Annotated in this window: 19 protein-coding genes; 4 read left to right on the top strand and 15 right to left on the bottom strand. The window is 58.2% G+C overall.

Annotation, left to right across the window (positions count from 1 at the left end; translation table 11 throughout):
• A partial coding sequence (locus J2D73_RS02990; protein WP_243429598.1) for a reverse transcriptase domain-containing protein occupies positions 1 to 954 on the top strand: 954 nt, incomplete at its 5' end.
• Between the two features lie 91 nt (positions 955 to 1,045).
• Here the strand turns inward: J2D73_RS02990 and J2D73_RS02995 are convergent.
• The 7 genes from J2D73_RS02995 to J2D73_RS03025 form a co-directional block, all read right to left on the bottom strand.
• Positions 1,046 to 2,188: a tyrosine-type recombinase/integrase gene (locus tag J2D73_RS02995; protein WP_207879261.1), complete on the bottom strand. Its 1,143-nt coding sequence runs from the start codon at positions 2,186 to 2,188 to the stop codon at positions 1,046 to 1,048.
• Positions 2,189 to 2,616: 428 nt separating this feature from the next.
• Positions 2,617 to 4,407: an adenine deaminase gene (locus J2D73_RS03000; RefSeq protein ID WP_207879263.1), complete on the bottom strand. Its 1,791-nt coding sequence runs from the start codon at positions 4,405 to 4,407 to the stop codon at positions 2,617 to 2,619.
• A gap of 23 nt (positions 4,408 to 4,430) precedes the next feature.
• On the bottom strand, positions 4,431 to 5,747 hold the full coding sequence (locus tag J2D73_RS03005; RefSeq protein WP_207879265.1) for an NCS2 family permease: 1,317 nt from the start codon (positions 5,745 to 5,747) through the stop codon (positions 4,431 to 4,433).
• A gap of 146 nt (positions 5,748 to 5,893) precedes the next feature.
• Positions 5,894 to 7,030: a nucleoside hydrolase gene (locus tag J2D73_RS03010; RefSeq protein ID WP_207879267.1), complete on the bottom strand. Its 1,137-nt coding sequence runs from the start codon at positions 7,028 to 7,030 to the stop codon at positions 5,894 to 5,896.
• The gene (locus J2D73_RS03015) at positions 7,020 to 9,296 is read right to left on the bottom strand and encodes a TonB-dependent receptor (RefSeq protein ID WP_207879269.1); all 2,277 of its coding nucleotides are present in this window, start codon (positions 9,294 to 9,296) and stop codon (positions 7,020 to 7,022) included. Before J2D73_RS03015 ends, J2D73_RS03010 begins: the two co-directional genes overlap by 11 nt.
• A gap of 185 nt (positions 9,297 to 9,481) precedes the next feature.
• Complete coding sequence (locus tag J2D73_RS03020; protein WP_207879271.1) at positions 9,482 to 10,291, bottom strand: TatD family hydrolase; 810 nt, start codon at positions 10,289 to 10,291, stop codon at positions 9,482 to 9,484.
• A complete protein-coding gene (locus J2D73_RS03025) occupies positions 10,288 to 11,574 on the bottom strand; it encodes an allantoate amidohydrolase (RefSeq protein ID WP_207879273.1) in 1,287 nt (428 codons plus the stop codon). The genes J2D73_RS03020 and J2D73_RS03025 overlap by 4 nt, the downstream gene beginning before the upstream one ends.
• Before the next feature lie 203 nt (positions 11,575 to 11,777).
• Here J2D73_RS03025 and J2D73_RS03030 point away from each other — a divergent pair, with 203 nt between their 5' ends.
• Positions 11,778 to 12,692, top strand: coding sequence for a LysR family transcriptional regulator (locus J2D73_RS03030; protein WP_279380881.1), 915 nt, complete (start codon positions 11,778 to 11,780; stop codon positions 12,690 to 12,692).
• A gap of 487 nt (positions 12,693 to 13,179) precedes the next feature.
• On the opposite strand, the gene J2D73_RS03035 is transcribed toward J2D73_RS03030, so the two are convergent.
• The gene (locus tag J2D73_RS03035) at positions 13,180 to 13,716 is read right to left on the bottom strand and encodes a DUF4142 domain-containing protein (RefSeq protein ID WP_207879276.1); all 537 of its coding nucleotides are present in this window, start codon (positions 13,714 to 13,716) and stop codon (positions 13,180 to 13,182) included.
• A gap of 517 nt (positions 13,717 to 14,233) precedes the next feature.
• Here J2D73_RS03035 and J2D73_RS03040 point away from each other — a divergent pair.
• Positions 14,234 to 14,728, top strand: a complete 495-nt coding sequence (locus tag J2D73_RS03040) for a hypothetical protein (protein WP_086643286.1) — start codon at positions 14,234 to 14,236, stop codon at positions 14,726 to 14,728.
• 403 nt (positions 14,729 to 15,131) lie between these two features.
• Here the strand turns inward: J2D73_RS03040 and J2D73_RS03045 are convergent, their stop codons facing one another.
• The 4 genes from J2D73_RS03045 to J2D73_RS03060 all read right to left on the bottom strand — a co-directional run bounded on the left by J2D73_RS03045 (position 15,132) and on the right by J2D73_RS03060 (position 21,301).
• A complete protein-coding gene (locus tag J2D73_RS03045) occupies positions 15,132 to 16,514 on the bottom strand; it encodes an MFS transporter (protein ID WP_207879278.1) in 1,383 nt (460 codons plus the stop codon).
• 109 nt (positions 16,515 to 16,623) lie between these two features.
• Positions 16,624 to 17,574 carry an NAD(P)-dependent oxidoreductase gene (locus J2D73_RS03050; protein ID WP_207879279.1) on the bottom strand — a complete coding sequence of 317 codons (951 nt, stop codon included), beginning with the start codon at positions 17,572 to 17,574 and terminating at the stop codon, positions 16,624 to 16,626.
• Positions 17,575 to 17,615: 41 nt separating this feature from the next.
• Positions 17,616 to 19,211, bottom strand: coding sequence for a hydantoinase B/oxoprolinase family protein (locus J2D73_RS03055; protein WP_207879281.1), 1,596 nt, complete (start codon positions 19,209 to 19,211; stop codon positions 17,616 to 17,618).
• Positions 19,208 to 21,301, bottom strand: coding sequence for a hydantoinase/oxoprolinase family protein (locus J2D73_RS03060; RefSeq protein WP_207879283.1), 2,094 nt, complete (start codon positions 21,299 to 21,301; stop codon positions 19,208 to 19,210). Before J2D73_RS03060 ends, J2D73_RS03055 begins: the two co-directional genes overlap by 4 nt.
• A gap of 120 nt (positions 21,302 to 21,421) precedes the next feature.
• Between J2D73_RS03060 and J2D73_RS03065 the strand changes: the two genes are divergently transcribed.
• The gene (locus J2D73_RS03065) at positions 21,422 to 21,961 is read left to right on the top strand and encodes a winged helix DNA-binding protein (protein ID WP_207879285.1); all 540 of its coding nucleotides are present in this window, start codon (positions 21,422 to 21,424) and stop codon (positions 21,959 to 21,961) included.
• A gap of 17 nt (positions 21,962 to 21,978) precedes the next feature.
• Here J2D73_RS03065 and J2D73_RS03070 read toward each other — a convergent pair whose 3' ends face one another.
• The 3 genes from J2D73_RS03070 to J2D73_RS03080 are packed head-to-tail and all read right to left on the bottom strand — an operon-like array spanning position 21,979 to position 24,204.
• A complete protein-coding gene (locus J2D73_RS03070; protein WP_207879287.1) occupies positions 21,979 to 22,413 on the bottom strand; it encodes a hypothetical protein in 435 nt (144 codons plus the stop codon).
• Entirely contained in the window at positions 22,410 to 23,765 is a 1,356-nt protein-coding gene (accC, locus tag J2D73_RS03075) for an acetyl-CoA carboxylase biotin carboxylase subunit (protein ID WP_207879289.1), read from the bottom strand. Before accC ends, J2D73_RS03070 begins: the two co-directional genes overlap by 4 nt.
• Positions 23,758 to 24,204: an acetyl-CoA carboxylase biotin carboxyl carrier protein gene (locus tag J2D73_RS03080; RefSeq protein ID WP_207879290.1), complete on the bottom strand. Its 447-nt coding sequence runs from the start codon at positions 24,202 to 24,204 to the stop codon at positions 23,758 to 23,760. The genes accC and J2D73_RS03080 overlap by 8 nt, the downstream gene beginning before the upstream one ends.
• Between the last annotated feature and the right edge of the window lie 7 nt (positions 24,205 to 24,211).

Consider the following 24,211-nt stretch of genomic DNA (forward strand, 5'->3'; position numbering starts at 1 on the left):
GCGCCAATCTCATGCGCAGAAATGCTCACCCGTGATTTTCCAAACAGGCTCTTAGAGAAACAATCGAGAAGATTGGGTATTCTCAATGAAGTAAGTTATGGCTTCGTGCGAGATGCGGGCGGGGCTGAGCGAGGAGTATACGGCGCTCACAAAGCGGCATCCAAACTCCGCGGCGAAAATCCATGGGCATTTAAAGCAGATATTTCAAAGTTTTTTGATACGATCGACCGAAAGGATTTGTCTGACCGTTTTTGTCGGGCCTTTCGTCAAAAGTCGCTAGCTCCTCTATTTTTGGCAGCAATCAACTGTGAGGTATTGGAGCGAGGAGACCGGACAAGGATTGCAATATCCCAAAATAATATAAAGACGGGAGTCGGCTTGCGTCAGGGAATGCCTCTTTCGCCTATTCTAAGTAATTTTGTACTTGGAGATTTTGACAAGATTATAGGTTCTAAATACCCAATGGTAAGGTACGCTGATGACCTTATTATTTTTACTAAGACGGAAGCCTCGTGTGCCGAGGCCAAAGTTCGGGTTGAAAGCGAGCTGGAAAAATTGGGATTAAAGCTAAGTGCGGAAAAAAGTTATATAAGATGTCCAGATGAACCAGTTGAATTTCTCGGCATGCAGTTGGCGCTTAATGGATATAGAAAATATGAATTAATTATATCTGAGGAACAAGTATTGGAAATTCGAAGTAATATTAGAAAATATCATGATTTGTCGTTCCTTAGATCTCGCGGAATTGATGCGCCCAAGCTCTTCAAACGGCTAGAGTTAATGCGCAGCGGGTATTTATCTGCTTACGCTTACGCCGCTAATAGAGATAAATTTGAGCGTCGTCTGACGCAATGGATTCAAGGGTGTTCTTATAAAGTATATGCTTCAATCTTCGGTCGCGCAGCAGTTGATAACCTTAGTAATGATCAAAGGAAATTCCTGATGCTTCCGTAAGGTATATTATTTTAATTAACGCAATATATATATTATTTATTAAGTGATAAATCAATCAAATAGTTTGCGGCGTATTTTTCTTTTAGGTCTTTTAACCTAAAGATTCTGCTATGCAATTTGATATCTTATTTGCCGTTTCTCTGATGGGATCGGTCTTGAGGTGGGCATACCGTGCGGTGGTCTGCACCTGCGTGTGGCCCAATAACCGCCCGATCATGGTCAGGTCCGCGCCAAGCTGGAGCGCGTCCGATGCGAAAGAATGGCGCAGGTCGTGGATGCGTAGCGTGTCCAGCCCGGCCCGCGCGCGCAGCCGCCGCCACGGTTTCTGGATGTCGGTCAGATACTGGCCCTCCACCTTCCCGGTGATCACATAGGGATTGCCGTCGATCCGGGGAATGTCCGCCAGAACGTCCAGCGCCGCCTTGCCGATGGGCACGATTTTAGCTCCGGTCTTGGAATCCGGCAGGCGCAGCACACCGGCCCGAAAATCCACATACTCCCATTTCAGCGTCTGGATTTCCCCCAAGCGGCACCCGGTTAACAGCAACAGGCGAATGCAGGTCGCGGCTTCCGGTTCGCCGTCTGCTTCACGGAGCACCTTGCCTAGCCGGGCCAGTTCATCCGGTGTCAGGTAACGCTCGCGCTTCACCTCTTTGTAGCGTTTGACCTTCCAGCACGGATTGATCCCATCTGACCGTATGCCCCAGGTGTCGGCCAGAGTGAACATGATCGACAGCACGCCCAACACCCGGTTGGCCTGATAGGGCGTCTCTTTCAGCCCTTGGTGCAATTCGACGACATCGGCGCGGGTCACGTCGATGACCTTGAGTGTTCCCAGCTTCGGCGTGATGAACAGGTCCACGCAGCGACGATACTCGTACTGTGTCGAGGGCTTGCAGTGCGAGGCGACGTGTTCGTCAAGGAACCGCTTGCCAAACTCCTTCATGGTCGCGGCGGCACGGAGTCGGTCGCGCTGCGCGCCGGGATCGCTGCCGAGCCGGACATCGGACAGATGTTTCATCGCCTCGGTGCGGGCCTGGTCCGGGGTTATGGGACCATGCGGGCCGATATTGACCCGGCGGATGCGCCCGCCCGCGCGGAACTGGGCGAGGTAGATTTTCCGGCCCGAGGGATGGACCCTGAGGCCGAAGCCCCGAAGCTCGTCGTCCCAGAGGAAATACTCCTTGCCCGTCCTAGCGGCGGCCTCGACGGAACGTTTCGTGATCTTGACCATGCTCCTGCCTCCCTCGGCTGGAATCACTGGAATCAAATAGGAATCATCTGGGGGAGAAATGGGGCGATTCCAGTCGTAGGGGAGTGTACCATGTTCTGAGTAAAAACGTAATAAAAACCGCCATTTATCGTAGAAAAACTGGTCGTGTGCGACAAAAGTGTAAGTATTAGACTGGAACTCATAACCTGAAGGTCACAGGTTCAAATCCTGTCCCCGCAACCAACGATACTTGCGATACGAACGCATCACGAACGCCACTGTCCCGATGGACCGTGGCGTTTTTCTCGTGCGCCGCGAACTGCAGGATCGCCATAAGATCGCAACCGACGTCAGTCTAAAACCCTAGTCAAAAGGCCAACAGATAACCTTTGCGCTCAGTAGTCCGTTGTAACTACTGAGCCACTCATAACAAAAAGTAGATGGCCTGTTTAAAGCGCCACTACTGCCTCCGTAACAATCCGACCGGTCATACCATCAGTGATCCCGAGATCCGTGACATGTGGGCCCGGATTGCAGGCGAGGCTCGCGCCAATGACCAGCTTGACCAACGGCGCTGGAACGTTTGTGGCGACATCTAAAGACGCTGCGCGCACAGCTGCGAACCTCTCGGCTACAACCAGCGGCGGATCTTCAGAGAGTAGTCCGCAGACTGGCAGGTCGAGCACGCAGGTCGGCTTGCCGTTGATCACGGCGGCCATGCCGCCTCCGCACTCAATCAGGGCGTTCGCCGCCGCAGCCAGATCGGCAGGATTGCGACCGAACACCGCGAGGTTGTGGCTATCGTGCAGAATCGTCGTCGCGAAGGCGCCACGCCACTCGCCCCAACCTTCCATCACACCGATGCCCGGCTTGTCGGACATACCGTAACGGTTGAACACCGCCATGATGATGCAGTCCTCCGGCAGGACAACGGCGCCATCTCTGACGTCGACATCGCGTTCCGCCCAGCGGGTGAAGCGTGGCGTATGGACGGTGTGAATGCGGACTTTTTCGCCGTCGGCCACACCCGGCGCGAGAATGCGGAACGCAGCTTCCGCCACCGGGGCGAGCTTCATCGTGCCTTTCGGCGCGACCAGCGTGTCCGGTCGGGGTGCGGTCGTCAGCGCGCCGTCTATGGCTGCTTCCTGTCCCGACACGAAGACCCGCTGGATTGGAAGGGAGGACAGGTCGCCATAGATGACCATGTCAGCCCGGCGACCCGGCGCAATCAGGCCGAGATCGTTACGCCCCAACCAACGCGCTGCGTTCAGCGTTCCGCAACGCAGGACATCCAGCGGCTTCATGCCTGCCGCGACCAGCAGGCGCACGAGAGCGATCACGCCGCCTTTGGCGACGAGGTCGTCCGGAAAGATATCGTCCGTACAGAGCGTCACCGTCTGCGGTACATGGCCCAGCGTCTCGAACGCCTTTACCGCTTCGATCGCCATGTCGGGGTGGGACCCGCGAAGTTCGAGCGTGAGCCCTGCGCGGAGTTTGGAGAGCACGTCCTGCTCGCCGGTCAGTTCGTGGTCGGATTCAACGCCCGCAGCGCAGAACGCCTGTAAAGGAGCGCCGGACAGGCCGCGCGCGTGCCCGAAGACGCGTTTGCCGCTGTCGAGACCGGCCTGAACAATGCTGCTCATATGAGGCGAACGTTCGATGACGCCGCGCATGTCCATGACTTCGGCGACGCCGATGATCTCCGGCCAGGAAAGCATTTCCGCCATGGCGGAAGCGTCGAACACGGCGCCGGCGCGTTCCAGGCCCGGAGCGGATGGCACGCAGGACGGCGCCTCCACGAGAATGCGTAGTGGCAGGTCGCGTGCGGCTGCGACCGCCCAGCGCACGGCGTCGAGGCCGCCGACATTGCCGACTTCATGCGGGTCCCAGCAGATTGTCGTGGTGCCTTGCGGAACAACGACTTCCGCGTAGCTGCGCGGCGTGATCATCGAGCTTTCGATATGAAGATGCGTGTCGATCAGGCCGGGCGCCACTACCGCGCCGTCCAGTGCGATGGTGCGCGCGGCGTCCGCTCGTTCGCCTCTCGGATGCACGCTTGCGATCAGCGGCCCAACCAGACCGACATCTGCTTCCCGCAGTTCGCCAGTCACCATATCGGCAACGACGCCGCCAGTCAGAAGAATATCGAAAGGATGTTCGCCAGCCGCCGCCTTTACTGCACGGTCGCGCAGCGCAGGATCATCGAGGTCGGCTCCCGGCTTCGCCTTTGTCTCTGTCATTTTTGATGATCCTTTCGGGAATTTCAGTGATGCAGCGTCAAGGCGCTAAGCGCGACATAAACCGCCAGCAATACGTCGGTGAGCAGCAGCACGGGCGCCACCCGGATACGCAGGACGAGGGCCATCAACGTGTAGGCAAAGGAGCCGGCAGCAAGCCCGATTACAAGATTGCCCGTTGTGACGGTCAGAAGCATGATCAGAACGGCGCTGACTGTATTTTCCAGCTTCGAACAGTCGAGATGGCGGATGCCCTCCATCATCATCACGCCGACCATGACCAGCGCAGGCGTGGTGGCCTGAGCGGGAACGGCGGCGATCAGCGGCCAGAAGAACATCGCGAAGGTGAACAGGATCGCCACGAGGATAGCGGTCAAACCGGTTCTGCCGCCTGTTTCGACTCCGGTCGCGGACTCGACATACGCTGCGATTGTAGGGCTGCCGATGCAGGAACCGACCATTGAGGCCAGCCCGTCCGCAAGATAGGCGGCGCGTGCGTTCGGCAGCTTTCCGTCAGCATTCATCAACCCCGCCCGGCGGGTGACGCCGATAAGGGTCGCCGTCGCCGAGAAGAAGTCGCCCAGGAAGAAATACCCGGCGAGCGGCAAAGCCAACGCCAGATGGTTCATGAACGATCCGAAATCGAACGCGAACGTATAGTCGCTGGGCCATGGCGGCATCTGCACCGGAGCGGCTGGAAGGTGCGTAAGCGCGCCACCATGCGCTCCCGGTACGAACAGACCGATCAACGTCACAGCGACGATCGAAAGCAGCAACGCCGCCGGCACGCGCAGAGCCAACAGAACGGGAGTCGCCAATAGAGCGGCCCCGGCGAGCATCACGGACGGCTCCCGCAGATCGCCGAAATGCCCGTCGCGGGTCAGCAGTCCGCCGCCCATAAGGCCAAGCTTCGCGATGAATAGTCCAAGGCCACATTGCAGCCCCGTGCGTATCGCTTCGGGGAAGGCCATCACCACCTGTTCACGCAGGCGACTCGCCGAGAACAGCGTGAAGACGATGCCCCCGACCAGGACCATCACCAGCGCTGTCCCGTAGGACACGCCACTCCCGGCCACGGCCATGGCGAACACGGTGTTGGTGCCCATGGCGGGGGCCAGAGCGATCGGCAGACGCCCGATCAGCCCCATGAAAAGTGACCCGACGATCGCCGCGAGCGCCGTGATGACGATCAACGCGTGCCGATCTGCGCCCGTGACCGACAGGATCTGCGGGTTCACGACCACGACATATCCCATGGCGCCGAATGTCGTCAGCGCGGCCAGCAACTCGCGTGTGAGACTTGTTTCAGGCGGATTGGCCCGGTCCGGCGACAAAAAACGCAAAATGCCGCCACCAGAAGGGGGCGCCGCGGGCAGGTCGGGGGTGGACAGGGCCTGTCTCCTTCGTCAGGGCGATGAACGGCGTCTGTAGCATCAACGTTTCGGTTCAGGAATTGAGGCCGCGTTTCAAGAGGCGGCCGACCCGTTGTTTACTGCGAACAACGGGCAGGGCCATCAAACCCGGCGGCGAAGATCTGATAAAACTTTGCAGCATCAACCGCCGTAACGATGTGCACCACCGGCGCGCCCTTCAAGGACAGCGACAGCGGGCGGGCGTGGGCGCGCCCATAGAACATCCCTTGCGCAATCTCGACGTCCATCGTGGCGTCTACGGACGACGTCACCAGTTCCGGATGCAGCGCGACCGCCGTGGTCAGTTCATCCCACATCGGGATGCCAGGTTGCGCGTAACGTGCGAAATATGCGGCGAGCGGCGCTTTCTTTCCTTTGGCCTGTTCACGTAGTTCCGTCTCCAGCAGGACGCCGAGCGTAACATTTCCCATATTGGTGATGCTGTGCCACGGAGCGGTAAGCACGATATGCGCCGCTTCCGGGTCAAAGATCATGTTGAAATCGGTGTAGAAATCGATCTCGTGTGTTTTTTCGACAGCGATCTGGGGATGATCCGTGTCCAGCAGGCCGCCCATGAAGACCAGCTGTTTGGCGAGCCTGGCGAATTCACTGTCCAGCTTGATTGCAAGCGCGACGTCGGTGAGGGGGCCGCCCGCCACGATCGTCACCTGATGCGGGTAACGATGGACCGCGTCGATCATGGCGTGAGCGGCGCTCTCCCCATGAGGAAGCGTCGGCGTAAACCCTTCAGGCATCGTCGGGATCAGGGACGGTTGATCTGGGTGTCCTGTCGGGTGACGGGGGCTCGCGGGCTGCCAGGCGCCTTTCCAGATGATGCGGCCGTATTGGGCCTCCCAGGCGTACATCTCGTTTGCAGTACGGACCAGGGGCATTTCCGCGCCCATATAGAGCGGGAGTGAAGGGCATCCAACCTGTTTGAGGAACGCGAGGAGATGGGCGGCGCCCTCGTCACGCCACGCGTCGCCCGTTACGGCTCCGACGCCCAGAAGCTTGGTGTGCGGATCGGACAGCGCAGGATAGAGAGACTCGATATTGGTCTCTCCCGGTCCTGAAAAATCGTTATCGATAAAAACGAGATTCTGATCGACCTCAGTCGGCGAGGCTGCTTTGGTCGTCGCGACGGTCGACAGCGCCAGGGCTGCGGCGAGTGAGACGCGGCGAAGGAAAGCGCCTGTCATCCGATCAGAAATCATATCGTAACGAACCTCCGATGATACGTGGGTCGTTGATGTAACCGGTATAATTGTCGAAATCGAGCGCGCCGATGCCGACGACCTTGTTTGTGATGTTTCGAACGTAGACGCTGGCGGAGTAGTGATGCTTCGTGTCTTCGTAAGCGAGGCTTGCGCCGCCAAGGAGCAGGGCTTTGCCTTCAAACTCTACGGACCGGTAGAGCGTGAAGAATTCCTGACTACGCCATGACCAGTCCGTGGAAAGAACGAGCCGTTTCGTGTTGGTGAGCGGAATCCTGTAAGATGCATTCAGGTTCGCGATCCAGCGGGGCGCATAAGGCAGACCGTTGCCGTTGATTTTCGCGAGTCCGGTCGTCGCGTCGATCGGGTTGAGCATCGTGCAGCCTACGCCGCATGCGCCCGACTCCAGACCGGGGGAATGAATCTGGGTGAAATTGTAGCTCATGTTGGCGCTGATCGAGAGATTCTCGATCGGATAAGTCTGTGCGCTGAATTCGAACCCGCGACCGACGACATGATCAGCGTTCAACAGCTGGATCTGGTTTGACGTTCCGCCCGACGCCGTCAGCTGCATGTTCTTGGTGTTCCACATATAGGCTGCGCCGGTCAGCTGAACGCGCCCCTGGGCGAGGTTCGCCTTGTAGCCCAGCTCAAACGACGTGTTGCGTTCTGCGGACGCCTTGGAAATGTAGCTGTTGCTTGTAAGACGACCCTGGAAGCTGGGGGCGAGAAAGCCCGTCGCGGCGCGGAAATAGACGCTCATGTTCGGCGTAATCTTGTAGTTTACGCTTGCGTCCCAGCTGATGTTGTTCGAGTGCGAAGCTTGGGACAGAGCCAGCGGGCCATCGCCGCCAAAAATGCGTGTCGCGCTGAAATTTTTGAAGTCGTATGTGTAACGAATCCCACCGGTGATGCTCAGATTATGCAAAATATCATAAGTCATGGAATCGAATACGCCGACTGAATTCTCGTTCTGACGCTGGTTGGCGAGTTCCGTCGTCTTCATGGTCGTCGAGTTATAGTTGTAATCGTAGTCGTCGAGAAATTCGTTGAAGTAGTAGACGCCAGCCTGATCAAAAAACTTTCCGGTTTTGACGGTATAGACGCGGAGTTCCTGCGTCGTCTGGCTGATTTTCGGCGCCGACGTTCCGGTTTGAACACTGAATGGAACTGTTGAAGGATTTCCGCCGTCGATCGAGCCGATCGAGCCCAGGGAGCCCTCGGTCCATGAACTGATTAGCTGAACGCCGAAATGAGCGAAGTTTTTCGTGGCTTTGATATGTCCGCCCGCAGTCGTCAGATTTTGGGCGTTATCGCCGTTCTGCGAGACGTTGTAGATATCGTAGCCGGGACGAATGCCCTGATAACCATGCTGGTACAAATTGGCGCGGAACAGGGTGGCTGTGCCCTCGACATGACGGGCGTTGACCTCGAAAAGGATATTGGCCGAATCATCAATGGTGTACAGGCCTTGCAGGCGCCCTGCGATATCTTCGTAACCCTCCAGGCTCTTCTTCCAGCGTGGTCCGTCATAGACGTTATGAACCCAGTTATCGCGGCGCTGGTTGATGATCGAAAGCCGCATCGAGAACTTGTGCGGCACGACGGCGATATTCACAGCGCCTTGCGTAACTGCGGAATTGAACGTGCCATAACTCTGGCTGATATAGCCGGCCGTCTTGTCTTCCGGCCCCTTTGAGTGGATGTTGATGACGCCAGCAGGCGTATTGCGACCGAACAACGTCCCTTGCGGTCCGGCGAGCACTTCGGTGTCTGCGAGATCGAACAGCGGAAAGGAGCGCAGGACCGGGTTATCCAGCACCACGTCGTCATAGTACATCGCGACAGGCTGTGCCGAATTGGTGTCGAAGTTCGCGTTGCCTAGGCCGCGAATATAGATGCGCGGGAAGGTACGGCCGAAAGATGACTCGATATTGAGGCTTGGCGTACGACCGGCCAGAGAACGGATATCGTCACCGGCGACGGTCAGCGTGGAAATCTGCGACGGCTTTATCGTGTACACGGCTTCAGGCACGTCGGTGGCGCGTTCATTGCGGCGCCGCGCCGTGACGGTTACGGCTTCTTCGCCGCGGGGCAGTCGCCGCGCTGCAGGGCGCACTTTCGCCACCGGTCTGGAGGCAACGGCGACAGGCGCCGCCGGGCTGACGCTGTGCGCTGCTACAGCGCGTTTTTGGGGGTGGTGGGTAGTCGCCGAAACTGCTGTCGAGCTGCCCGCGATGACAAATGCGCCTATCGATCCGGTCATGAGAAGCACGGAACGAGCAGAGCAGAACTTAACAGGCGTCATTTACCACCGCGGCGCTGAGGGTTGAGTTTTCTTTTGTGCCGAAGCACAGCCATTACCGCACAATGTTGCGTTATCGTATCTTGTGCGCGCAAGTGCAATTTTTGTGGCCACCCGTTCTAAAAAACAGAACGCCAACTCGGCTGTCAAGGTGCGTGCGGGCGAGGCGCCTTTTTGAAGACTCGAAAGAAATTTTCCGTGGTCTGCGCCGCCAGTGCGTTTCGTGAAACTCCTCGCAGTTGGGCAAGAAAGTCGAGCGTGTGGACAATGTGGGCGGGTTCGTTCCGCTGATTCTCGAAGGGTTTTGGCGCAAGCGACGGGGCGTCGGTCTCGAGAAGGATACGATCCGCCGGCAGTTGGGCGGCTATTTCGTGCAGGGCTTCGCGGCCATCATGGGTCAGGAGGCCGGAAAACGATATATAATGCCCAAGTTCAAGATTGGCGCGCGCCAGATCCCAGCCACCAGAAAAACAGTGCATGACAACGGGGAAACGTCCTTCGGCGTCCGCGCGACGCAGCGTGGCCTCCATTTCCCGGTCTTCGCCCACGGAATGAATGATCAGGGGCAGCTGTGTGCGTCTTGCCGCATCGATATGGACCAGAAGATTACGCATCTGCGCGTCCCACGGCGCATCGGTGAGGATGCGGTCCAGACCGACTTCGCCAATACCGATGACTTTGGGGTGAGCCGTCAGCGCAACGAGTTGCTCCGCAGTCACGTCATTTTCTTCGGCGGCCCAATGCGGGTGCGTGCCTACGGAATGAAAAATATCGTCGTGGTTCTGTGTGCGCTGTAGTGCGTATTGATGGCGGCTGACCTGAATGCCGATGTTTACGAAACGGCACACGCCCGCAGCTCTTGCTCGACTCAGAACGTCCTCGAAATCGGACTCCAGCTCGTCGAAATCGAGGTGGCAATGACTGTCGACCAGCACAAGCCCGTTGTTGGCGCTCATTGCATTTCTCCTTCGGGACGCACGCGCCGCGCGTCGAGCGATGAGACAAATGTCATCATGACGTCGAACGCAGCGGCGACATCTTTCAATTCGACGGTTTCTGCGGGGTGGTGGCTGATTCCCCCCGGACTACGGATAAAGAGCATGGTTGTGGGAATCCAGTCGCACATCATCATCGCGTCATGTCCGGCCCCGCTTACAAGGCGTTTGCGTGGGTGCCCGGCTGTCTCGATACAGTCTTCAAGCAGTGTGGTGAGGCGTGTGTCGCACAAGGCTGGCTCGAAATCCTGTCTATCGAAAATCGTCGCTGAAATGTTCCGCTTCGCGCAGATGGCCTCGATAAGCGATGTCACATTCAGAACGCTGCAATCCAGACCAGAATGATCGGCGGATCGCAATTCGACGGTAAAGGCGACCCGGCCAGGTATGATATTTATGGCCCCGGGAAAGGCTTCGGACTTCCCTACGGTCGCGCGCAGCTGTCCTTCGCTCTGATTGGCGTAGGCCTCTATCCCCAGAACGATTTCACTCGCGGCGGCGAGGGCGTCGCGACGCATTTCCATCGGGACGGTGCCCGCATGGCCAGCTTCGCCCTTCAGGATGACGTGAAAGCGCCTGATGCCGACAATGGCCTCAACTGCCGCAACCGACAGCCCCTCCTTATCCAGAATCGGCCCTTGCTCAATGTGGAGCTCCAAGTATCCTAAAAACTCATGTGGCGAGCGACGCGCGCTCTCAAGGTAGGCAATGTCGAGGCCGACGCCTTTCAGTGCCTCTTGTAAGGTGACGCCGTCCTGATCCTGTATCTCGGCGACTGAGCCGACGGATTTGCCACTGAGCATGCGTGAGCCGAGCATGGATTGAGGGAAGCGAGAGCCCTCCTCGTCACCGAATGCAGCGATCTCGATGGCGTAAGGCAGGTGCTGGTTGTTCGAATGCAGCGCGGACACGCATTCAATCGCCAACAAGACCCCAAGCATGCCGTCAAAAGCGCCGCCGTTTCGAACGCTGTCTATATGCGAACCGATCAGCAAGGCCGGGGCGTCGGGCTGCGTTCCTTCATATCGGCCGATAAGGGTGCCTATCGCGTCGCGTCGGACCGACAGGCCCGCATCCTGCATCCATGATGTTACGCGTTCTGATGTGATGGTGTGCGCTGGTCCCAGAAAAGGACGAAAGAGACCGTCAGGGATGTCGCTGTAGGGCGTCTCACTCAATTCCCGGCATCGGTTCATCGCTCGCTGGGCGGATGATCGTGAGTGATGCGCGGTGAATCGATCCATTTAGGTTCGCCGAAAATGAGTGAACGGGGCGCCGGCCTTGACGTCGCTTCAGCGCGGGCGGCGGCACTATAGGGAGTGCAGCCGCCCGCGAGAAAGGTTGGAATTTCGCACGGAATGTTGCCTTTTTTAGAACGCGTGATTTAAGAACTGTGCGATGATCTCGGTCGCGCCGGGGAACACAGTTTTCAGATAAAGGGCGAGCGATGGTCTTCCATTCGAAATTCTCCAGGTATTTCGAAGAGATCGTTTCGCAAGGATCAATGAGAAAGGCAGCGGACGTGCTTAACGTGGCGGCGTCCGCCGTGGACAGGCAGGTGCTGAATGCGGAGCAGACTCTGGGGGTGAAATTATTCGATCGGCTTCCGTCCGGCTTACGGCTGACGCCGGCAGGGAGTGCTGTTGCGCAACAGATCGCGCGTTGGTCGAATGACGAAATCACGCTGCTTCAGCACATAGAGGAGTTGCGTAGCGGCAAGGGCGGGGAGGTGCGAATAGCTGTCGCCGATGGATTGGCGGTGAGCTTCATTCCTGCGCTTGTCACGCGTCTTCATGAAGTCTCGCCGAAACTTCGCTTCAAGATCACCGTCGCCAATGCAGCGACCTCAGCAAACCTCATTCGCGCCAACGAGTGCGACATTGCCTTGACGTTCGAGCCGCCGTCGTTCACGGGCCTGCGTGTGGAGGCGCAGGTGGTGTCGCGGATCGGAACGCTCGTACGCCTCGGACACCCGTTAACGAAAAAATCCCGTATTCGTCTGGCTGATTGTCTAGACTACCAAATTATAGCCCCGGACTCATCTACGGCTTTGTGGTCGACGGTGGAAAATCTCTTCGCGGAAGCGTCTCTGGCGTTCAATGTCGTATTTACGTCAAATAACGTCGCGCTGTTGTGCGATATGGTCAAACGTGGCTTGGGGATCGCGATCATGCGCGATTTCGACGCAGTGGGTCATCTGACGGATTGTAATTTTCTTCCGTTGCCCGGCGTAAAAACGGCGCCGCAAAATCTATCGTTAATAGTATCGAGCACCAATATATTACGGCCCGGATTGGAGCCCGTTATCCAGGAAATCAAGGCTGCGTTGGAAGCAATAGAGCGGAATGATTTACCTGCATGAGAAGCTGGTAATACACGATTCTGACGACTTTGCGGATATTTGACGAAATTCGCCGTAATCAGGGCTCCGTTTGGCTTTCTCAGCGCCAATTTGAGGGACGTAGGCCGTCTTCAGATGTCGTGCGAACGCTTGTGAATCATATTTTGTGCAATGCCGGAGCTGCGTGATGTCACGGATCGAAAATCAGTTATTCGGTTTTGGACACCAATATTTGCGACGCTTGGAACGAGCCTTTCTTTACATTTCCTAGATTGAACGGACCGCCAAGAAAACTTGCTGAGGTAATAATCGTCTACCTTGATCCGTATTTCTTTCAAATACGGATCAAGGTAGACACACGGCGGTCTGGGGCGAGGCGCCTATCACGCCTTTCCGCTGCGGAACTAAGGGAAACCTCTAAAGCCATCTTTTTAATAACGAACAATACGCTGCGGAAAGCATATGTTAAATTCAAATGTTTTCCGCGTCATTTACAGGAAAAATTATATCAGAGCGAAGACTCATGTTCGTAGAACATACTCTCGGTACCTTTGGCGAGGCCGACGACGTCTGCATCTTGTGAGTTTTTGACTCTCTCCTGAAGCGCAGGCTTGAGTGTTCTGTAGCTTTTCTTGATGTAATTGACGTAGTCGCGATCGAACGCCGCGCCATGCACACCACTCATCTGGAGGATGATTCGCTGTCCCTCGTTCGAAGGGGCCGTGGCCAGCGTAAGGCCGTGTTGGGTGGCTATTTTCGCCAGCGCCGCCTGATTCGCGGTGTAATCTTTCAGAAGAGTGACGCTCAACGCCGCGATGTCGTTACGGGCGGCATGAGTCGCTGCAATTTTGGCCAACGCGATCTCTGTGAGATCCATATCGTTCAACTTCTGCACAAAATCGGCGTCGGCGCTCGCCAGCGCCGTCACTTTTTCCAACGCGGGCAGAGGCGGCGCGGGCGGTTGTCCTGGCCCTCCACAGCCTCCGAGCGCGAAGATGATTATGGCGGAACTGAACAGCGCCAGACGGTTTAACTGCTGAGGCATGAGTAATGGGTTCTCCCTGAGCCCGCATCGCCATCCAGCCGAGTGAGTTTGGAGACGAAGAAAAGAGGGGCGTTTGTGTACAGAACTCTGATCTTTGCATATCTGAATTCAAGGTCTACGCGCACAGTGCGCATATTTTTATAATGCAGACTGCTCATTGGAATGGCAATGGCGAAGTAGAGTGTCTCTTGTCTTGCCAGAGCGGGAGTGTAGTCAGAAGATACAATATGATATTATAAAAATCTTTACGAAACTTTTCGACTTGAATTTGAGGCGCTTCTTTTTCCGGTACAGCAAAAGCAATAGCCTTTTGCGGCTTGCGCAAACGTGAAAGAGCGAACTACGGTTGGCACGAAAGTGCGCTTTGACGCGTGCGTGCTGAATCGTCATGCGGAGACTGACCGAACCAATGAATCGTCAAAGCCTTCTCAACCTTCTTGCGATGTCTTCTTTGTCCCTTAGTCTGGGGGGATGTGGGTACTTCGATTCACGGGCCGCGCACAAGGCGCAGATCACAATGATCGGGATGACATCCTACGATCTTCAGGCTTGTGCGGGAATCCCGGCCTCCACGAAGCAACTCAACGATACGACTCAAATTTATGTTTATACAGGAACGCACGCACAAGCGAGTTACGGCGGTTCGACCCTGATTCCCATTGGCGATATTGCTACGACCATCGCGCAACTGGGCGGCGGCGGCGGCACCACGTGTTCCGCAGTCATTCGCCTGGACCATGATCGGGTGTCGGACGTGCACTATACTGGAGACGACGATGAAGTGATCGGCACGGACGGTGTCTGTTCGATTATAACGCGCGGATGCGCACGCCAGCCTGAAGGGACTATGAAGAGTTCTGCTGGTGGGATATTCGGGCCGGTTTCTGCGTTCCACCCACCAAAGACACCAAACCAGTCGGCGGCAGGCACATATTCGACGCAGTCCGGGGGGACGATTCTCAATACGGACAAGAAGTCATCGGATTCTGTTATAATCCCGCGCACGCAATGATGTCGGTCTGATTTACAGGGCCATTGCAAAGCTCACCAGGTTTGGTGGGCTTTGGGGGCTCCGAATTACCTCCAGAAGAAACTTTCCAGCCCCCATTCCCTGTTCGGGCATCGGGGGCGTCCTTCGGACGAGAAAATTTCCGGCACGCAGATTACCGCCATTTCTCGTCGATGAATATGGATAGTTCCAATTTCGTAACTATGTGGCCGGTTAAGCGTCTGTGGTGCGATATGCCGTAACTGACGCTAGCGCTGTCACGCCACTCTGATGTGACGCAACATTTACGTAGGCAAGCTTAAATATGGAAGACTGTTTTTAGCAGATCCCTACCGAAAACGGCTTTGGCTTCATCATCCAAACTGTCCGCCCGGTTCGTTGTGCAAGCGCCCCAACGGGGCAATGCTCAGGGAAGCGACTTCTTCGGGTCACGCTTCAACAGACGGCTACCACTGACCGTCGCGGTGATCAGAGCGCACGATGAAGCCAACGCCAGGCAGAGCATCGACGCCCGTGACGGTAGATACATGAACAGGCAGGCGACGGATGTAGCTCCCAGTGTTTGCCCGCTCAGACGTGAAAGAGAGACCATCCCGCTGGCCCCGCCTTCGCGGCCCGCCCTTGCGGAGGCCATCATCGCGCGATTGTTCGGCGGCTGGAATATCCCAAAGCCGGTTCCTGCGATCAGAATCGTGGCGGCGATCACTAAATTCGGCGCCGTTGGTGGCAGGCAGCACAGAGCGAAGAACCCGACGCCCGTCAGCAATAGGCCGAGAGAAGAGACAAGTCCCACAGGCAATCTGTCCGCCAACCTGCCCGAGACGGGCGAAGCGATCGTGACGCCGATCGGCCATGCAGTGATCAGCAGGCCCGTCAGAGACGCACTCTTTGCAAAAACGGTTTCCAGAGTGAACGGGATCGAAATCATGAACAGGTTGGAGGTCAGAAACCCCATCACGCCGACCAGAAAGGCCGTGCGAAATGGGCCATGCTTTAAAAGATCAGCCGGAAAGATTGGGTCCGGGCGGTCATGCTGTCGGCTCCACAATATGCCGATCGCAAGCGCCCCGAGCAGGAGCGGTCCGAATCCCGTAAGGCCCAGATGGCCATGGGCGAATTCGTCCAGCCCTAGCGCGATGCCCCCAAGGGCGAGAACAGACAACAGAGCGTGCGGCGCATCATAGGGTGCAGAGGAACGCGGCGTTTGGGGAAGAGTGAAGGACGCCAGAGCCAATGCGGCGCCTCCAAGGGGCACGTTCAGCCAGAATATCCAGGGCCAGCTCGTTACGCTCAGAACTGCGGCGCCGATGCTTGGACCGAGCGCCACGCCCACTCCGATCACCAGACCGTTGAGGCCGATGCCCTTGCCCAACTCCGCCGGCGGGTAAATGAACCGGACAAGCGCCAGATTGACGCTTAGAATGCAGGCGCTGCCCAGTCCCTGCAGAACGCGCGCCAGGGAAATTTCAACAAGCGTGTGCGACAGCGCGCACAGAACCGACGCGACAATAAAGATGGCGGTGCCGATGCGGCACATGCGTGCGAATCCGACACGTGACCCGAGGGCGGCGAATGGCAGCAGCGCGACGAGGGATGCGAACTGGTAAGCATTGACCACCCAGATTGAGTCGGATGGCGCGACATGCAGATCGTGACCGATCGTGGGCAACGCCACGTTCGCCACCGAGTAATCGAGAACTGCGAGAAGCAGGCCGAGCGCGACGGCGGTCATGGCCGAGGCCCGCGCGAGACCGTAAAGGCCCGGCCCGGGAACAGTGGGGCTCGTCATGACGACAGTTTCCGAGGACCTGCGGGGCTCATGCTCCTGTGTGAGGAAAGAGAGATCTGCAGAAGGAGCGGGACTGACATGACGGGAAGGTTAAGTCCAAAAAGCGCCATCACAACGCGTGCGGCGGGATGCGCCCGGAGAACACGTCGATAATCTGATGGGCGCACATCATGGCGGTCCGCAGAAGGGCTTCCTCCGTCGCCGCGCCGATATGCGGGGAGAACACGATCCGCTCGCACTGAAGAAGAGGATCGTCAGACCTTGGCGGCTCCTGCTGCAAGACGTCAAGCCCGGCTCCGGCCAACCGCCCCGATGTGATCGCTGACAGCAAAGCCTGATGGTCCACCGCTGCGCCACGGCTGCTGTTCAGCAGGATCGATCCGGGACGCAGGGAGCGGATCGTCTCTTCCGTAATGACCGGGGAGGCATCGCCCGGCCGTTCGGCGGGACGATGCAGGGAGACGACGTCTGACGCGCCCAGCAGGGTGGGAATGTCCGACACGGGCGTCACGCCATGCTCCGCGAAGACCTCCGTAGGCACACTGGGCGACCATGCCAGCACTTTCATGCCGAAGCCGTTGGCGGCGATCCGGGCGACTTCGCGGGCGATGGCGCCGAACCCGACCAGACCCAGAGTCTTCCCATACAGCTCCTTGCCGCCAGCGCGATAGCGAAACGCCCAGTCATTTGCGCGCACGGCTCGGTCGGCCTCGCCGATACGGCGGGCCACGGCGAGCATGAGCCCGATTGTCAGTTCTGCGACCGACCGGCTGTTTGTGCCGGGTGCGCGTGTGACCGTTACGCTGCGGGCCTTGGCGGAGTCCACGGCGATCCGGTTTGTGCCGGAGCCATGACAGGCGACGATGCGCAAGGCCGGAGCTGCGGCCAGAGCTTCCGCGCTGAATCCCAGATCGCGTGTGATGACGGCTTCGGATGAACCGACTTCCGCTATGACGGCGCCCATCGCCATGCTGGATGCGAAGCGAATCTCGACTCCCTGATTGCGCAGAAAGTCGACCGCTTTTTCAGCGATGGGTTGGGTAATGAAACACGTCGGCATATAAATTGGTGTCCAGATCTACAGAAAAGCGGATATTGCGTTCAGGGCGCGCCGAGGCCGCCGCCGCCGGGCGTCAGCAAATGCAGCCGCTCATCCGACGCGATGACATGTAGCCCTTTCGACGCCAGTGATCGCCCCTTTGATGTTTTTACGATACCGGCGGCGCCGTCGCTCCCGCCCAGCGCGCCGCGCGGCGGGTGCTTTACGCGATCGAACGCCGCCAGCAGTTCGAACGGTGCGTCATTTGTTGTGCCGATCTCCATAATCTGTCCGTCGCCGCCACGGGTTTGGCCCGCGCCGCCGCTCCCTTCACGCAGCTCCTTCTTCCAGAAAATGAGAGGGCACTGGTTTTCGGCGATCTCCACCGGAGTGCCGTGGACGCCGGACGGAAACGCCGTAGCTGATAAGCCATCCAGACCGGGTCGTGCGCCGGTGCCGCCATTGGTGGTGATCGCCAGAGCGAAGGCTCTGGGTTTCGCATAGCCATCAGGAGACCAGACTCCTCGCACAGCGATGTTCCACAGACAGGACGTGCCTTCGGCGGGGACGCGATCCGGCAAGGGCGTGCGCAGGCAGCCAAACACCATGTCGGGCAACATCTGCCCGATGATGTGCCGGGATGAGACCGGGGCGGGACGGAGCGCGTTCAGAACCGATCCCGCAGGCGCGTCCACGTGATAGGGCGCGAGCGAACCGGCGTTGTTCGGTACGTCCGGCGAGATGGTGCAGGCGAGGCCAAACACAGTGTACGCCTTCGTGTAGGCCAGCGGCACGTTGATCCCGCGTGTGACGGCCGGGGGAGAGCCGTCGTAGGAGACGGTTACTCCGTCGTTGGCGACGGTCAGCGTCGCCTTCAGTTCGAGCGGGGCGTCGTACCCATCCACCGTCATGGCATATGACCAGCACCCTTTCGGAAGTGAGGCGATTTTTTCGAGGACGGCCTGACGGGAGCGATCGATGATGTAGTTCGCCAGAGGTTCAATCGTGTCGATGCCGAACTCATCCATCATGTCGCGCAGGGCGACGGAGCCGGCCTCGTTGCAAGCGACCAGAGAATAGGTGTCGCCTTCCGTGTCCACTGGCAGGCGTGTGTTGGCGCGGATCATGGCCATCAACGTCTCGTTCACCGTGCCCTGATCGACCAGCTTGAGCATGGGGATCGACAGACCTTCCATGAACACGTCGGTGGCGTCGGGGCCATTGCCCAGACCGCCGATGTCCATCAAATGACCTGTGCAGGAAAACAGCGCCACCAGCTTTCCGCGATAAAAGGTGGGCGTGGTGATGACGAAATCGTTCAGATGTCCAGTGCCCATCCACGGATCGTTGGTGATGTAAGCGTCGCCTTCCTTCATCGTCTCAACAGGAAAGTGACGCAAAAAATGGCTGACCGATTCCGCCATGGAATTCACATGGCCCGGCGTGCCGGTGACGGCCTGCGCCACCATGCGGCCCTGCGTATCGAAGACGCCGGCAGAAATGTCCTCGCACTCGCGCACGATCGGGCTGAAGGCGGTGCGGATCAGGATGCGCGCCTGTTCCCCTACGACGGAAATCAGGCGATTCCACATGATCTGGAACCGGATCTCCTGTTGCGCGTCCGTTGGTGCGCCGGTGTGGGAGGCGTTCGTCGTCATGCCGCAGATTCTTTCATGGTCAGGACAATGTTGCCGCTGCCGTCGATATGCGCGTCATATCGGGCGGACACGTAGGTTGTTGTTTCGTCCTCGCGGATCAGTGCAGGACCGCTCAGGGCGTCGCCGGGGTGCATGGTCTTGCGATAATGGACCGGCAGATCGACGACCGTGCCGATGTCGCCGGAGAAGAAATCACAGCGTTCGTCGGGTTGGGTCTGTTGTAGTGGCGGCGTGGGCGCATAAGGCTCCGGCGTCTCAACAGGCGCCGAAATAGTGACGGACCAGTTCATCACCTCGACAGCAGCCCCCGGAATGGCGCGTGAGAACTGGCGCGCATAATCCTGTTCGAAGGCCGCACGGAGGGCGGCGACATCGGAGAATTCATCGTCACCGTCCGGCAGGCGCACAGTGATCTCATGACCCTGCCCGACGTAACGCATGAACGCGTTACGTTCGACGCGAAGAGCGTCCCGGCGAGAGTCCTGCGCCAACACAGCCATGATGGAGTCCGCCATGTCGCCAAGCAATGCGGAAATGGCCGCCACATCGAAACTATCGTCAATGCGCATCGGGTAAGAGCGGACGATCTCAAAGGCCAGAGGCGCGGCGAGAAAGCCGACAGCTGAACCAACGCCTGCGTTGGACGGGATCACGAGGCGACGCACGCCCAGCTTTTCCGCCACCCGAGCGGCGTGGAGGGGGGCTGCGCCGCCGAAGGCGATCATCGTGTGTTCCGCGATGGCGACGCCTCGCTCCACGGCGTGAACGCGCGCGGCGCTGGCCATGTTTTCGCACACCATCTCGTAAACCGCGTGGGCCGCCATTTCCGCTGTCAGGCCAAGCGGTTCGCCAATATCCGAGAGCAGCGCCTGCTTCGCGAGTTCGGGGCGCAACGTCATGCTGCCTCCCGCGAAGCCTTCCGGGCGCAGCAGACCAAGCGCGATATCGGCGTCCGTAACGGCGGGCCGCGCGCCGCCGAGGCCGTAGCAGGCGGGTCCGGGAACTGAAGATGCGCTTTCCGGTCCGACCGTCACCCGCTTCATCGCGTCGAGATGCGCGATGGAGCCGCCGCCCGCCCCGATTTCGACCATTTCAATGACGGGAATACGCAACGGCAGGCCAGACCCCTTCATAAAGCGTGTCGTGCGATCAACCTCAAAGGTGCGCGACGAGGTGGGGCGAAAATGTTCGACAAGGCAGACCTTGGCCGTCGTGCCGCCCATATCGAAGGACAACACATGAGAGTCGTTCATCTTCTGCGCGCATTGCGCGGCAAAGATCGCGCCACCCGCCGGGCCGGACTCCACCAGGCGCACGGGAAACTGACTGGCGGTCTCAAGGGAGGTCAGCGCCCCGCTCGACGTGACGAGATAGAGCGCGCCTTTAAAACCGTCTCGGGACAAGCCGTTGCGCAGACGACCCAGATAGCCCGCCATCAAAGGTTGTACATAAGCATTGGCGACCGTCGTGGAGGTGCGCTCGTACTCGCGAACTTCCGGGCAAACTTCGCTGGAAATCGATATGGTGGCATGAGGAAGAGCTGCTGAAAGAATATCGCGCGCACGCGTTTCGTGCGAGTGGTTGGCGTATGAGTGGAGGAAAGCGATGGCGATGCTTTCGATCCCGATTTTTCGAAGCTCGTCAGCGATCTTTAGCAATTCCCTCTCATCAAGAGGTTTTCTGATCTGTCCGCGGGCGTCCATGCGCTCTGGCGCCGTGAAGCGCAGGGCGCGGGGCACGAGCGGCGCAGGCTTTCGAAGCATCAGATCATATTGGTTAAAGCGACTCTCCGTGCCGATTTCGATTACGTCACGAAATCCCTCCGTGCCGATGAGAGCTGTTTTGGCGCCCCGTCTTTCGATGATCGCGTTTGTCGCAAGGGTCGTGCCGTGAACGAATTCGTCGACGTCCGACAGATTGGTTCGGGCGTCCTGCAACGCCAACGCGGCGCCGTTCATCACGCCTTCCTCCGGAGCGGACGGCGTCGTCAGCACTTTGCGCGTATAGCGCCCGTCTGGAGTGTCGAGCACCACGTCGGTGAATGTGCCGCCGATATCGACGGCGAGGCGAATGGCGGTTCTGTCAGTCATGATGTTCGTCGATGTCCTGAAAGATGTTAAGCTTGCTCGCGGCATGCGCTACGGCGCACAGGAAGCCGGAGGGGGTAAGCAATGGCTCTACGAGGGCGCGGAAAAGGGGAAGTTGGCGAAATGGACGGAGGCGCGAACGCCCGAGAGCAGGAGAGGCGGCCGTTCATTGTCTCGTCCTCGCATCTTGCGACGCCTGGGAGCGAGGACCTGAGCGAATTCGAATTTTCTCTGACGGTCGCCAATAATGCTTTTCAGCATTGGATCGTCCGCTGCATGGCGGCGGCGGGCTTGCCGGAACTGTCGGCGATCGAGACGCTGATCCTGCATCACGTCAACCATCGTGCGAAGGAAAAGAGTATTCCAGACCTGATGTTCGCGCTGAATATCTCCGAACGACATTATCTGAATTACGCCATGAAGAAGCTCGACGCGCGCGGACTGATCGAACGACGCAAGCAGGGCAAGGAGGTTTTTGTTCGGACGTCGGTTGCGGGCGCCGGGTACTGTGCGGATTACGCCCGTCTTAGAAACGCCTGCCTGCTGGAACTGATCCCGGATGATCGTCGGGTCGGCGGTACGGTCATCGCAGAAGTCGCAAAAGCGTTGCGCATTCTCAATGGATTTTATGAGCAGGCGTCGAGATCCGTGTCGTCTCTCTAATCGTGATATCCGACCTGTCATGATGTGATCACAGGTCGGATGCGGAAAACTGCTTCCTGATACCCTATCGGCGTACCGTCGCGCACAAGCTCCTCGGTGATGAGTCCATCCGTCGGCGCCCGGATCGCAAGCCGCAATGGTCCGACACACACGAAGCCGACCACATCATTTCGCATGACGGAATCCCCGATACTTTTTCCTGCGCTTGCGAAGAGTCCAAGCTCTGGACTTTTTACAAAAACATCGAATTCGGCCTCTGGATGAGCATTGCCCGTGTCAGGCGATGTATCCAGCGGAATATCAGGGCTTTCGGCCTCCAGCACGACAGACAGGAACGTGTCTTCGTTTTCAAATTCGAACACGCCTGCGCCATGACGACGCATGGCTGCGACGAGGCTTTCAAGAAAATCACCCGCGATCGGATCTTCGGTCTCGTCTTTCTGTTGCCTCATGACTGCTCTCCCGTGCGGCGTCGGTCGAGAGTATGAACGGTGAAAATGCCAGCTCGAAAATCCGGATCATTCAGAAGACGCACTTGCCGCGATGCAGTCGTCGGGACGCCGTCGATTTGCAACTCTTCAAGCGCTGTCGACATTCGGCGGATCGCGTCGTTCCGGTCGGAACCATGGACTATGAGTTTGGCGATCAGAGAATCATAATGCGGCGGGATGGCGTATCCGTCGTAGATGTGGGTATCCACCCGGACGCCGGGACCGCCAGGTGCACGCCATTTTTTTATGGTCCCCGGCGCGGGCGCGAAATTTTCCGGATCTTCCGCGTTGATACGACACTCTAGCGCGTGGCCGTTTGTTCTGACGTCGGCCTGTGTGAACGACAGGGGCGCGCCGGTCGCGATCATGATTTGCTCACGCACGATGTCTACGCCGGACGTCATCTCCGTCACAGGATGTTCGACCTGCAGACGCGTATTCATCTCGATAAAGTTGAAATTTCCGTCTTCATAAAGAAATTCGAACGTGCCCGCGCCTGTGTATCCGATGCGGGCGGCAGCGTCCGCGCACGCCAAGCCAAGATCTGAAATCCGATACTCAGGAATGCCGGGCGGAGGCGCTTCTTCAATCAACTTCTGATGACGCCTCTGCACCGAGCAGTCACGGGCGCCCAGCCATACAGCATTTCCGTGAGCGTCCGCGAGAATCTGGATTTCCACATGGCGCGGTTCACGCAAAAATCGCTCTACATAAACATCAGCATTTCCAAATGCGAGACCGGATTCTTTACGAGCGCTCTCAACGGCGTCGAGTAATTCTTCAGCTTTCATGACGACGCGCATGCCCCTTCCGCCACCGCCGCCAGCCGCCTTCACGATGAGCGGATATCCGATCGCATCGCATATCGTTCGGATTTCGTCGGGATCGAGAGGTAACGCGGCATCTGAGCCGGGCAGACAAGGCACGCCGTTGGCCTTCATGGCGCGCCGGGCGCTGATTTTGTCGCCCATAAGGCGCATGACGGATGAAGCAGGACCAATCAGGATCAGTCCTGCCCGTTCGACGGCTTTGGCAAAATCCGGATTTTCCGAAAGGAAGCCATAACCTGGATGAATTGCGTCCGCTCCCGTCAAGGTCGCTGCGCGAAGTATGCGCTCGCCGTCGAGATAACTATGCGTAGCTGCCGCTGGGCCGATGCAGATGGCGTGATCAACCAGTCTCAAATGCGCCAATCCGGCGTCGGCCTCGGAATAGACGCCCACTGTGCGCAGTCCAAGAAGCTTGCACGCGCGCACGATACGCAACGCGATCTCGCCCCGGTTGGCGATGAGGACCGTCCTGATATCAGGCATCAACCGTCTCCACTGCAAACAGTGGATCGCCCGGTTCTACGGCCTGTCCGTCTTCGGCTATGATTTCGACGATCTTGCACGGGAACTCGGCCCCGACCCGAGAAAGGGTTTTCATGACTTCGAGAATGTAGAGCGTCTGCCCTTCTTGCACTGCTGCGCCAACGTCAACGAAAGGGGGTTGCCCTGGTCCTGCGGCCCGGTAGAAGACGCCATGCATGGACGATGACACGATACGGGTCGAGGGTCCGCCCGCTGACGTTTTTGTAGAAACAGGCGAAGATATGTGTCCAGTCTGGGGGGCGACGGAAGCAACGCCTGATGCGACCGCCTGACGAACGATGCGGTAACGCTCTGCGGCGTGTCTGACTTCCAGTTCCGCCACGCCAAGCTTTTGCATGCGCTCCATCAGGGCTTCGGCGCGATTTAAATCGATCGTCATCGACGTC

The organism is Acetobacter sacchari, assembly GCF_017377715.1.
GTDB classification, from domain to species: Bacteria; Pseudomonadota; Alphaproteobacteria; order Acetobacterales; family Acetobacteraceae; genus Acetobacter; species Acetobacter sacchari.

Coding starts and splice junctions, on each gene's coding strand:
- J2D73_RS02995 (WP_207879261.1), bottom strand. CDS start 2,188: ATGGTCAAGATCACGAAACGTTCCGTCGAGGCCGCCGCTAGGACGGGC.
- J2D73_RS03000 (WP_207879263.1), bottom strand. CDS start 4,407: ATGACAGAGACAAAGGCGAAGCCGGGAGCCGACCTCGATGATCCTGCG.
- J2D73_RS03010 (WP_207879267.1), bottom strand. CDS start 7,030: ATGATTTCTGATCGGATGACAGGCGCTTTCCTTCGCCGCGTCTCACTC.
- J2D73_RS03015 (WP_207879269.1), bottom strand. CDS start 9,296: ATGACCGGATCGATAGGCGCATTTGTCATCGCGGGCAGCTCGACAGCA.
- J2D73_RS03020 (WP_207879271.1), bottom strand. CDS start 10,291: ATGAGCGCCAACAACGGGCTTGTGCTGGTCGACAGTCATTGCCACCTC.
- J2D73_RS03025 (WP_207879273.1), bottom strand. CDS start 11,574: ATGGATCGATTCACCGCGCATCACTCACGATCATCCGCCCAGCGAGCG.
- J2D73_RS03030 (WP_279380881.1), top strand. CDS start 11,778: ATGGTCTTCCATTCGAAATTCTCCAGGTATTTCGAAGAGATCGTTTCG.
- J2D73_RS03035 (WP_207879276.1), bottom strand. CDS start 13,716: ATGCCTCAGCAGTTAAACCGTCTGGCGCTGTTCAGTTCCGCCATAATC.
- J2D73_RS03040 (WP_086643286.1), top strand. CDS start 14,234: ATGATCGGGATGACATCCTACGATCTTCAGGCTTGTGCGGGAATCCCG.
- J2D73_RS03045 (WP_207879278.1), bottom strand. CDS start 16,514: ATGACGAGCCCCACTGTTCCCGGGCCGGGCCTTTACGGTCTCGCGCGG.
- J2D73_RS03050 (WP_207879279.1), bottom strand. CDS start 17,574: ATGCCGACGTGTTTCATTACCCAACCCATCGCTGAAAAAGCGGTCGAC.
- J2D73_RS03055 (WP_207879281.1), bottom strand. CDS start 19,211: ATGACGACGAACGCCTCCCACACCGGCGCACCAACGGACGCGCAACAG.
- J2D73_RS03060 (WP_207879283.1), bottom strand. CDS start 21,301: ATGACTGACAGAACCGCCATTCGCCTCGCCGTCGATATCGGCGGCACA.
- J2D73_RS03065 (WP_207879285.1), top strand. CDS start 21,422: ATGGACGGAGGCGCGAACGCCCGAGAGCAGGAGAGGCGGCCGTTCATT.
- J2D73_RS03070 (WP_207879287.1), bottom strand. CDS start 22,413: ATGAGGCAACAGAAAGACGAGACCGAAGATCCGATCGCGGGTGATTTT.
- accC (WP_207879289.1), bottom strand. CDS start 23,765: ATGCCTGATATCAGGACGGTCCTCATCGCCAACCGGGGCGAGATCGCG.
- J2D73_RS03080 (WP_207879290.1), bottom strand. CDS start 24,204: ATGACGATCGATTTAAATCGCGCCGAAGCCCTGATGGAGCGCATGCAA.